The sequence below is a fragment of the Pseudomonas sp. CFII68 genome, assembly GCF_000416195.1.
Lineage (GTDB): Bacteria > Pseudomonadota > Gammaproteobacteria > Pseudomonadales > Pseudomonadaceae > Aquipseudomonas > Aquipseudomonas kilonensis.
This window is the reverse complement of sequence record NZ_ATLN01000094.1, coordinates 98,385-108,478: the sequence shown is the minus strand read 5'-3', so window position 1 is coordinate 108,478 and position 10,094 is coordinate 98,385. Positions and strand designations below refer to the sequence as shown.

At 63.4% G+C, this 10,094-nt stretch carries 9 protein-coding genes; 4 read left to right on the top strand and 5 right to left on the bottom strand.

Annotation, left to right across the window (positions count from 1 at the left end):
- The 4 genes from glcE to CFII68_RS11370 all read left to right on the top strand — a co-directional run.
- A partial coding sequence (gene glcE / locus CFII68_RS11355; RefSeq protein WP_018608745.1) for a glycolate oxidase subunit GlcE occupies positions 1-754 on the top strand: 754 nt, incomplete at its 5' end.
- A gap of 1 nt (position 755) precedes the next feature.
- Entirely contained in the window at positions 756-1,949 is a 1,194-nt protein-coding gene (gene glcF / locus CFII68_RS11360; RefSeq protein WP_018608743.1) for a glycolate oxidase subunit GlcF, read from the top strand.
- A gap of 88 nt (positions 1,950-2,037) precedes the next feature.
- Positions 2,038-3,414, top strand: coding sequence for a VOC family protein (locus tag CFII68_RS11365; protein ID WP_018608740.1), 1,377 nt, complete (start codon positions 2,038-2,040; stop codon positions 3,412-3,414).
- 298 nt (positions 3,415-3,712) lie between these two features.
- Positions 3,713-4,231, top strand: coding sequence for an Hcp family type VI secretion system effector (locus tag CFII68_RS11370; protein ID WP_018608738.1), 519 nt, complete (start codon positions 3,713-3,715; stop codon positions 4,229-4,231).
- Positions 4,232-4,745: 514 nt separating this feature from the next.
- Here the strand turns inward: CFII68_RS11370 and CFII68_RS27720 are convergent.
- The 5 genes from CFII68_RS27720 to CFII68_RS11390 form a co-directional block, all read right to left on the bottom strand.
- Positions 4,746-4,919 (bottom strand): hypothetical protein, encoded by a 174-nt coding sequence (locus tag CFII68_RS27720; protein ID WP_018608736.1) that lies wholly within the window; start codon positions 4,917-4,919, stop codon positions 4,746-4,748.
- A 31-nt stretch (positions 4,920-4,950) separates the two neighbouring features.
- Entirely contained in the window at positions 4,951-5,193 is a 243-nt protein-coding gene (locus CFII68_RS11375; protein WP_018608734.1) for a hypothetical protein, read from the bottom strand.
- Positions 5,194-5,258: 65 nt separating this feature from the next.
- Positions 5,259-6,332, bottom strand: coding sequence for a lipocalin-like domain-containing protein (locus CFII68_RS11380; RefSeq protein ID WP_018608731.1), 1,074 nt, complete (start codon positions 6,330-6,332; stop codon positions 5,259-5,261).
- Positions 6,322-8,790 carry an ABC transporter permease gene (locus CFII68_RS11385; RefSeq protein ID WP_018608730.1) on the bottom strand — a complete coding sequence of 823 codons (2,469 nt, stop codon included), beginning with the start codon at positions 8,788-8,790 and terminating at the stop codon, positions 6,322-6,324. Before CFII68_RS11385 ends, CFII68_RS11380 begins: the two co-directional genes overlap by 11 nt.
- A complete protein-coding gene (locus tag CFII68_RS11390) occupies positions 8,790-9,458 on the bottom strand; it encodes an ABC transporter ATP-binding protein (RefSeq protein ID WP_018608728.1) in 669 nt (222 codons plus the stop codon). The genes CFII68_RS11385 and CFII68_RS11390 overlap by 1 nt, the downstream gene beginning before the upstream one ends.
- Positions 9,459-10,094: the final 636 nt, after the last annotated feature.

Sequence of the window (10,094 nt, the reverse complement as noted above, 5' to 3'; positions counted from 1 at the left end):
CATGGTCGCCGCCGGGCTGTCGGGGCCGCGCCGCCCATGGGCCGGTTCGGTGCGCGACTTTGTCCTGGGCACACGCCTGATCAGTGGCCACGGCGCGTTGCTGCGTTTCGGCGGCGAGGTGATGAAAAACGTCGCCGGCTACGACCTGTCGCGCCTGTTGGCCGGCAGTTTCGGTTGCCTGGGGGTGATCACCGAAGTCTCCTTGAAGGTCCTGCCCAAACCCCGTCACAACCTGAGTATCCGCCTGGAACTGGACAGCGCCGAGGCCCTGGAAAAACTCGCCGAATGGGGTCGTCAGCCGCTGCCCATCAGCGCCGCCAGCCATGACGGTGACTGCCTGCACCTGCGCCTGGAGGGTGGCGAAGGCTCGGTCAGCGCCGCTCATCAGCGTTTTGGTGGCGAGGTGATCGACGATCAATACTGGACGGCACTCAATGAACATCAGCTGGCCTTCTTCGATGAAGGCTTGCCGCTGTGGCGTCTGTCGTTACCCAACCATACCGGGCCGCTCGCCCTGCCCGGGGCGCAGTTGATCGACTGGGCCGGCGCCCAACGCTGGTTGAAAACCGAGGCCGACACGGTGCAAGCCCTGGCCCATGAAGTCGGCGGCCATGCCACCTGCTATCGTCAGGGGGCCAGCGACACGCCGTTCCAGCCGCTGGCTCCGGCGCTGCTGCGCTATCACCGGCAACTCAAGGCCCAGCTCGATCCCCTGGGGCTGTTCAACCCCGGGCGGATGTACCCGGAGTTCTAGCATGCAGACTCGGTTCAGTGAGGAAAGCAAAAATCTGCCCCGCGCCGAAGAAGCCGAACGGATCCTGCGCAGTTGCGTGCATTGCGGTTTCTGCAACGCCACCTGCCCCACCTACCAATTGCTCGGCGATGAACTGGACGGCCCGCGCGGACGCATCTACCTGATCAAGCAGGTGCTTGAAGGCCAGCCGGCGACGGCCAGCACCCAACTGCACCTGGATCGCTGCCTGTCGTGTCGCAACTGCGAGACCACCTGCCCGTCCGGCGTGGATTACCACAACCTGCTGGACATTGGCCGGGCGGTGGTCGACCACGCCGTGCCGCGCCCCGCCGGCCAACGCGCGCTGCGCCTGGGGCTGCGAAGCCTGGCTTCCAGCCCCGAGCGGTTCACAGCCTTGCTGCGCCTTGGGACAGTGTTCCGTGCGCTGCTGCCAACAAACCTGACCGCGAAGTTGCCGCGCCCTTCCCCGCCTCACGGCGAGCGCCCGCCTCTCGAAGGTTGCGTGCAACCGGGCCTGTCGCCCAACACCAATGCCTCGGCAGCGCGGGTGCTGGATCGACTCGGCGTCAGCGTGATCCCTTGTGCGCAGGCCGGCTGCTGCGGTGCGCTGGATTATCACCTCGATGCCCAGGCCTCCGGGCTGGACCGCGCCCGACAGAACATCGACGCCTGGTGGCCGCACTTGGAAAACGGTGCTGAAGCCATCGTCCAGACGGCCAGCGGCTGCGGCGCGTTCATCAAGGACTACGGGCACCTGCTGGAACATGACCCCAACTATGCCGCCAAGGCCAGACAAGTAAGCGAACGGGCATTGGACCTGGTGCAAGTGCTCGGCAAGGAACCGCTGGAACAGATCTGCGCGGCCAGGAACCAGCGCATTGCCGTGCATTGCCCCTGCACCTTGCAGCACGCGCAGAAACTCGGCGGCAGCATCGAGGCGCTGCTGACGCGACTGGGTTTCAACCTCACCGAGGTGCCCGACGGCCATTTGTGTTGCGGCTCGGCCGGCACCTATTCGCTGACCCAGCCTGCCCTGGCTCGGCAATTGCGCGACAACCGCCTCAATGCGCTGGAAAGCGGCCAGCCGGAGCTGATCGTCACCGCCAACGTCGGCTGCCAGAACCACCTCGACGGCGCCGGTCGCACGCCCGTGCGGCACTGGATCGAGCTGGTGGATCAGTCCCTGGCAGAATGAAGTCCTGAAGATTCTTCGTTTGCCGGGGCCGGCGAAGGCTGCGATCTTTCGTCCAACTTTCCCACAGCCCTCGCCAGGAATTCTTACGATGAGCTTCGTCAGCCCCGACCTGATCCGCCAACGCTTCTCCAGAGCGATGTCCGACATGTACCGCGACGAGGTGCCGCTGTATGGCGCGCTGATGAAGCTGGTGGAACACACCAACGCCCAAGTGCTGGCCGAAGACCCGGTCCTGGCCGCACACCTGCGCAGCACCGGCGAACTCGAGCGCCTGGACCTGGAACGCCACGGCGCGATCCGCGTCGGCACCGCCGCCGAGCTGGCGACCCTGGGGCGTCTGTTCGCGGTCATGGGCATGCAGCCGGTGGGCTACTACGACCTCACGCCTGCCGGGGTGCCGGTGCATTCCACCGCCTTCCGCGCCGTGCACGAAAGCGCGTTGCAGGTCAGTCCGTTCCGGGTGTTTACCTCGCTGCTGCGCCTGGAACTGATCGAGAACGCCGAGCTTCGGGCCTTTGCCGAGTCGGTGTTGGCCAAACGGCAGATCTTCACCCCCAGGGCCCTTGAGCTCATTGAGCTGGCCGAACACCAGGGTGGCCTGAGCGAATCCCAGGCTGAGGACTTCGTCCTACAGGCTCTGGAAACCTTTCGCTGGCACCACAGCGCCACCGTCACCGCCGAACAGTACCGGCAACTGAGCGCCCAACATCGCCTGATCGCCGATGTGGTGGCGTTCAAGGGCCCGCACATCAATCACCTGACACCCCGTACCCTGGACATCGACATCGTCCAGGCCCGTATGCCCGTGCACGGCATTACCCCCAAGGCCGTGATCGAAGGCCCACCCCGTCGCCAATGCCCGATCCTGCTGCGCCAGACCAGTTTCAAGGCACTCGACGAACCCGTCGCCTTCACCGACCAGACCCAGACCCAAGGCAGCCACAGCGCCCGCTTCGGTGAAATCGAGCAACGTGGCGCGGCCCTCACGCCCAAGGGCCGCGCGCTCTACGATCAATTGCTGAACGCCGCGCGCGATGCGCTGGGGGAGTTTCCCAACGAAGCCAACGCCGAACGCTACAACCAACTGATGGCCGAACACTTTGTCGAATTCCCTGACAACCACGACGAACTGCGCCGACAGGCATTGGCGTACTTCCGCTATTTCGTCACCCCCAAGGGCCTCGCCGCCCAGGGCACCCTTGAGCAAGCGGCCTCCCTGGAGCACTTGCTCGAGCAGCAATACCTGCGCGCCGAACCCTTGGTGTACGAGGACTTCCTGCCCGTCAGCGCCGCCGGTATTTTCCAGTCGAACCTCGGCGATGCCGCCCAGAGTCATTTTGCCGGCCAGTCCAATCGCCAGGCCTTCGAAGAGGCGTTGGGACGAGCGACCATTGATGAGCTGGGTTTGTATGCGCAGACACAACAGCGCTCCATCGATGAGTGCAGGGCTGCATTGGGCGTGTAGGAATAAGCCGAAGGACAAAACGGCAAAAAACTGCCTGATAGGCGTGCGCGCGGCGCGCCTTTCTTGGCCTTCCGACCCGGGTATCGCGGTGCCTGGTCGAGCCGCGAGGCGCTGCAATGGGCCGGGCAAGCCTTTGAGCGCTTTCTCGCTTGTCCGCAGGGAGGCACTTGCCGATATCAGATCAACCTATTGATATATATAGGTTTTTAAAAGATGGCATAGCTCTTGATATCCGTGAGGCCACCTCGGGGCGACCCCCGTCCCAGGTCCTATCGTTATCCAGGAAGGAGAGCATCCAGTGGCAACTCCCGCGTACATGTCCGTTGAGGGCACCAAACAAGGTCTGATCACCGCCGGTGCGTTTACCGCCGATTCAGTGGGCAACACCTACCAAGAGGGTCATGAAGATCAGGTCATGGTGCAGGCTTTCGAGCACCAAGTGACCATCCCTCGCGATCCGCAGTCCGGCCAGCCAACCGGTCAGCGCATACACAAACCCCTGATCATCACCAAGGTATTCGACAAAGCTTCGCCACTGCTTCAGGTCGCCCTAACGAGCGGCGAACGGCTGAAGGAAGTCAAGATCCAGTGGTACCGCACTTCGGCCGCAGGCAGCCAAGAGCACTACTACACCACCACGTTGGAGGACGCGATCATCGTCGATATCAAGGACTACATGCTCAACTGCCAGAACCCAGAAAATTCACACTTCACCCATCTGGAGGACGTGCACTTCACATACCGCAAAATCACTTGGACCCACGAAGTCAGCGGCACCTCGGGCTCCGATGACTGGCGCTCGCCGGCCGCTGGTTGAATCGGAGGTAACCACTCACGCATCGGCCAATTCTGCGGGTCGATGTGCAGTTGAAAATAATCGATAGTTGTTGATTCAGGGTGGTGTTCGCCCAGTGCGATGGCCTCGGCAATCCATGCACTGGTAAAGAGCCTGACACTGGGCGAACGCGAATAATAATAATGGAACTTTCAGAATATGTCCGCGAGCCCGTTTAAATAATTGTTTAACATTGAAGCCTTTCATATTTCTGTAGGAGCTGGCGAAGCCTGCGATCTTTTGATCTTTCGCTTGGGACTCAAGTGCCTGGGGCAAGATCGCAGCCTCGTTGCACTCGACAGCTCCTACGCAGCGTACACATATCTTCTTCGCATCCAGCGGGACGCAAGCTCCACGCCACAGTGTTTGGATGGCAACTCCTGCGCTAGCGGCGTAAACCCTGATACAAAACATGGACAAATACAAAAACGTTATCCATGTAGGAAAATTAAACAGGCATTAAAAACTTTTTTAATGCCGGTCGACGTGACAAACCTCAGCCACGCCGACCGGTTTTCTGCGCATCGGTATCCCCTGCCTCAGGGTCGCCGTGCTGTTGTTTGCGCTTGGCCGGGTCATTGGGCCGCAAGGCATCGTTATCGCGCTCCACTTCACCGGGCAATGCAGGGGCGTCGGGGTTTTCCCGGGGTTGATCGGGGCGGTGCTGCATGGCGAACTCCTTGAATCTTTCAGGCCTGAGGTCAGGCGTCAGGGTCGGCGACTTCTTCAGCGACGTTGGCATCCGGAGAGCGCTGGTGCAGTTGCTCGGCCTTGGTCTTCAAGACCTGCCACTGCGCCAGGTCGATGGCGCCCTGGCCGAACAGGTCATTGGCCACCCGCATCAGCTCGGTGAAGTGGGCATCGGGGGACTGCTGCCAGTAGGCCTTGTCGTCGAACAATCGCTGCCAATCGGCCAGCGACGCAAGTTTGAGGTCATCGCTCATGACGGGCTCCTGCGAGACATTCATAAACTATGAGGGTCGACGTTCGCGGGGAGTTCCGGCGATTCTCAGTAGCCGGTCATTTCCAGGTAACCGGTGCCGCCCTGGTTGCCACGCAGTCCCACCGGTCCTTCCCAATAGGGAATGCGCAGGTTCATCCAGGCATTGGGATTGAGCGCGTGGAGGGTGATGTCGAGTTGTTTGCTGGGGATCTTGATCGCCCAGCCTATCGGCATCGAGCGCCCGGCGACCTTGGCGGTGTCCTGGGGCACGAGGCTGATTTCCCCGGCGTGCAGGGTTTGCGCTTGGCCCTGGGCGTCGATCCAGGTGCCGGTGAGATACGGCGCGCCCTCCTTATGGCGCATGCGGTAGAGCATCAGGTGCTCGCCGTTGTCCAGGTGCAGGGAAAACCAGTCCCAGCCGGTCTGGTTTGCGGTCAGGGGCTGGCTGCTCCATTCGCGGTCGAGCCAGGCCGGGCCGCTGACCGTGTAACGCTGGCCATCGATTTCCAATTCACCGCTGGCCTGGAAGAACGGCTGGCTGTAGTAGTACGACGCCTGCCCCTGTTCGGATTTCTGGCTGAAACCTTGCTCGCCCTGCAACACCAGCGGCCGGCTCGACGTCAGCCGCAACGCATAGCTGAAGCGCGGGTCGCGCGCCTTCAATTGCATGTCCGCCAACGGCTCGGCCCCTGAAGCCTGGGTACCGAATTGCCAATCGTCGATCCAGGCTTTGAAGGGCAGCGCCTGCACCCCAGCCTGCCCCACTCCGCCTCGGGCATAACGCTCGGCGGCATGGTGCACGGTGGCGGAGGTGACCGCCGCGTGGCCGAGCCAGATCGTCTGGTTGCGCCAGCCACCGGCCTGGGGCGCGGCATTCAAGGCGCTGCGAAACAACGTCCATTGCACGCCGAACTCATGCCCCTTGGCGTCCTTGAGATTGGCGGTGACGTACCACCACTCGATGCGAAAACCGTCATGAAGGCCATGGTCGGCGGGGAAACTGAACACCCGCCCAGGCACAACCGGCGTGAACGCGACAGCTTGGTCGCCGAGGCCGGCAAAGCCTTTTTGCACTGGCGCGGAGTCATCACAACCGCTGAGCAACGCCAGCAGTAACAACACGCCGACTCTAATCTTCATGGGCAAAGGTCCTCAGCAAATCCGCCGGCTGCGTGCGGTACAGCGCATACAGCGGCCAGGCCGATGCCAGTAGCGTGGCGAGCATCGCCAGGGCCAGCAACTGCACCAGTTGCAACGGGAACACCCGCAACGGCAGGCGCCAACCGAAGGCCTGCACGTTGATCACCGTGTCCAGGCACCAGGCCAGGGCGATGCCCAGCGGCAACGCCAGGACCAATGTCAGCAACGCCAGCAGCCAGGTCTGGCCGAGGTTGAGCAGCATCAACTGCCGACGCGTCACCCCCAGCGCCCACAGCGGCGCCAACTGACCGAGGCGACTCTGGCTCTGGGTCAGCAGGCTGATGAACAACGCCACGCCGGCCACCGCCAGGGTCAGGCTGTTGAGGGCGGCGGTGGCGGCGAAGGTGCGTTCGAACACCTGGGTCGACCAGCCCTTGAGCCGGGCCTGGTCGACGATGCGGCTGTCATCCAGGCTGAACCGGCCTTGCAACGCTGTCAGTAGCGCCGGGATTTCGGACGGTTCGATGCGCAGGTTGAAACGGTTCGGCGTCAGGTTCGGCCAGTGCGCCAGCAAGTGGTCGGCATTGACCAGCACATGGCCCTTGGGATTGCCGTAGTCGGCGTAGATGCCCACGATGCGCAGTGCCCATGGCCCCTGAGGTGTCGGCAGGGTCAACTGATCACCGATACTCATCTTGAGACGCCGTGCCAGTTGTTCGCTGAGCATGAGGGTGTCGGCGGCGGCCAGTTGCTCCCACGGCTTGTCGCCGGCCGATTCCAGCAGCGGCCAATGCTGTCGATAGTGGGGGTGATCGATGATGCCGTGGATGTCCGTCGGCCAGCCCTGCAACGGGACCGAGACTTGCCAGAGGGGAACGACGGCAGTGATCGCCGGTTGCTGCTTGAGCCAGGTGTGCAGTTCGTTTGCCTGGGCCGGGGTTTGCGGGTTGATGTACAACTCGGCGGTCAACCGTTGTTCGAGCCAATTGCTGAACGTCTGGCGAAAACCGGCGGTCATGCTGCCAGCGCCGATGTTCGCCGCCAGCGCCAGCAACAAGGCCATCAACGCCAGGCTCAGCGTCGGCAATTGCTGGCGGCAATCGGCAAGAAACCACTGCCCGAGCACCGAGCGGCTGCGGCTCAACAACCGCTTCAGCGCACTGTTGAGCAACACCGGCAAGGCCAGCGCCGCGCCCAGCAACAAGGCCGTCATCAGGACAAAACCGCTGGCCAGGCTGTCGCCCCAGATCAACGCCGATGCGCCAATCAACACCGCCACTGTCGCCACCCACCCCTGGCGTCGCAGCCAGCGGGCATGGGCCTGATGCCAGGCCTGGGGGTTGGCCAGCGCCAGCAAGGGCAGGCGCGCCGCGCGCAGCAGACTGTCAGCGCCGGCCAGCAGTGCACCGAGCAGGCTCAGGCCGACACCGCTGAACCACCACCACGGGCTGAGGTTCAAGTGCCCGGCCACTTCGGCGCCGTACAAACCCCGCAGGCTCGCCGCGACATCGGGCAACAACAGGCTCGCCAGCCAATAGCCGCTGAGCACCCCGGCGATCCCGCCCAGCAAGGCCAACGCGCCCAGTTCGATGGTCAGGCTGGTGACCAGCACCCGCGCACTGACGCCACAGGCGCGCAGGGTCCGCAACAGACTGCGGCGTTGTTCCAGGGCCAGGCCGATGGCCGCGTGAACGATGAACAGACCCACCACGAAGGATAAAAACCCCAAGGCATCGAGGTTCAGGTGAAAACTTTCGGTCAGGCGCGACAGGTTGTTTTCTTCATCAGCGTGCTTGAGTTGCAGGCGACCGTTGAACGCTTGCGGTAATGCGGCGCTGAACGTGGCGGGCAACAACAGTCGCGACAGTTGCTCCGGCAACCCGAGTAGCTGTTGGGCAAAACCGATGTCCATCAACAGCACGCCCGGCGCCATGTCCTCCTGGGCATGCAGCGGTGGCAGGGATTGCCCATCGACGCTCTGGGGTCGGTCACCCTCGGTCAGCCCCAGGGCTTGCAAGGTTTGCGGGGCGATCCAGGTGCGGCCGGGGTCGGTAAAGAACGCCACCACCTCGGTCATCTCCCGCGCCTGCCCCGCCAGCGCGGCACCGGGCGGCAGCGACACCGGGTCGATGCCCATCAGTTGCAGGCGCTGATCCTCGTGGTCCTTGAGCAGCACCCGAGCCTGCAACACTGGCGACACCGGCCAGCCCTGGCGCCGCAGCTCGACAAACCATTGCTGGGGAAAGGTGCCGCCACCGGGTGCACTGAGGCTGGCCTGGGGTTCACCGCCGATCAGTTGGCTGGCCCGGGCGTAGCTGTCCCGGGCCTGACTGTTCAGCGCTTGCACGCCGGTGAGCAGGCTGGTGGCCAACCACAGGCCAGTCAGCACGCTGAAGAATTGCACCGGGTGCTGGCGCCAATGGCTGAGCAGGGCCTTGAGGGTCTGGCGAAAAATCATCACCCCTGGGCCACCTGCGCCAACTGCCCGCCGTGCAACACCACGCGCTGGGCCAGGCGAGCCGCCACCCGTGGACTGTGGGTCACCATCAGCAGGCTGGTGGGGCTGCCCTCCAGCAGTTCCAGTAACAGTTGCAGGACTTCGTCGCTGGTGGCTTCGTCGAGGCTGCCGGTGGGTTCATCGGCCAGCAACAAGGGCGGTCGCGAGGCCAACGCCCGCCCCAGCGCCACCCGCTGTTGCTGGCCGCCGGACAGTTGCTCGGGATAACGCCGCAGCAGCGCTGAAAGCCCGAGCCGCTGCACCAGATGGGCTTGCCACGCTGCGTCATAACGGCCGCACAGACGCGCCTGGAACGCCAGGTTGTCCTCCACCGACAAGCTGCTGATGAGGTTGAACTGCTGGAACACCAGGCCGACTTCCGTGCGTCGCCAATTCGCCAACTGGCTTTCACTCATGCCATCGAGCCGATACTCGCCACTGCGAATGCTGCCGCGATCGACCTTGTCCAGCCCGGCGACCAGGTGCAGCAGGGTGCTCTTGCCGCTGCCTGACTCTCCCATCAGCGCCAGGCTGCTGCCGGGCATCAGCGTCAGGTCGATGCCTTGCAGCACCGGTAATGGGCCTTGGGGCGTGGGGTAGCTTTTGAAAACATCGCGGACTTCAAGCATGAAAAGGCTCGATGGATGAACGTGGGGGTCAGGATAGCGGAGTTGAGGGGCTGGCCCCATCGGCCAATACTGCTGTGCGTCCCCCATGCCGCTGGCGAGCCTTGGTATTTGCTCGTCGGGTGGGGGTGTATATCCGTTGCTGCGGTAACGGCGACTTATGGTTCCGCCCTGACGGCGGGTCACTTTCGAAAAGCGCGGAAGCCGGCCCAGTCGAAAGTAACCAAAGCGCTTCTGCCCCACCACTCGGTGCCTCGCCTAGGCTCGGCATGCCCTCACTCCGGCATTGCTCCGTGGGCCCGCCGCGAAGGGCCATCCATGGCCCAGCGCGGCTATCCCGGCATCCATGCCGGGATGCCCACTGCACAATGCCTGCGTTCGGCCAGCGTGGTTAACGGGGCGCCGAGATCAACGTCCACCGCGAGGCGGCCTTATAGCCGACCTGGTTCTTGGTGGGACCGCGTTTCTACTGTGGGAGCGGGCTTGCTCGCGATGAGGCCGGCACATTCAACCTCTTCATTGGCAATGGAGCCGCCTTCGCGAGCAAGCCCGCTCCCACACTGGATCAAGCAGGCACAAAATCCATGTGCACCCAGTCCCCTGTGGGAGCAAAGCTTGCTCGCGATGGGCGCGACCGGA

Bases quoted from the DNA above. Each gene is read 5' to 3' on its own strand.
- CFII68_RS11365 (WP_018608740.1), top strand. From the start codon at position 2,038: ATGAGCTTCGTCAGCCCCGACCTGATCCGCCAACGCTTCTCCAGAGCG.
- CFII68_RS11385 (WP_018608730.1), bottom strand. From the start codon at position 8,790: ATGATTTTTCGCCAGACCCTCAAGGCCCTGCTCAGCCATTGGCGCCAG.
- CFII68_RS11390 (WP_018608728.1), bottom strand. From the start codon at position 9,458: ATGCTTGAAGTCCGCGATGTTTTCAAAAGCTACCCCACGCCCCAAGGC.
- glcF (WP_018608743.1), top strand. From the start codon at position 756: ATGCAGACTCGGTTCAGTGAGGAAAGCAAAAATCTGCCCCGCGCCGAA.
- CFII68_RS27720 (WP_018608736.1), bottom strand. From the start codon at position 4,919: ATGCAGCACCGCCCCGATCAACCCCGGGAAAACCCCGACGCCCCTGCA.
- CFII68_RS11375 (WP_018608734.1), bottom strand. From the start codon at position 5,193: ATGAGCGATGACCTCAAACTTGCGTCGCTGGCCGATTGGCAGCGATTG.
- CFII68_RS11380 (WP_018608731.1), bottom strand. From the start codon at position 6,332: ATGAAGATTAGAGTCGGCGTGTTGTTACTGCTGGCGTTGCTCAGCGGT.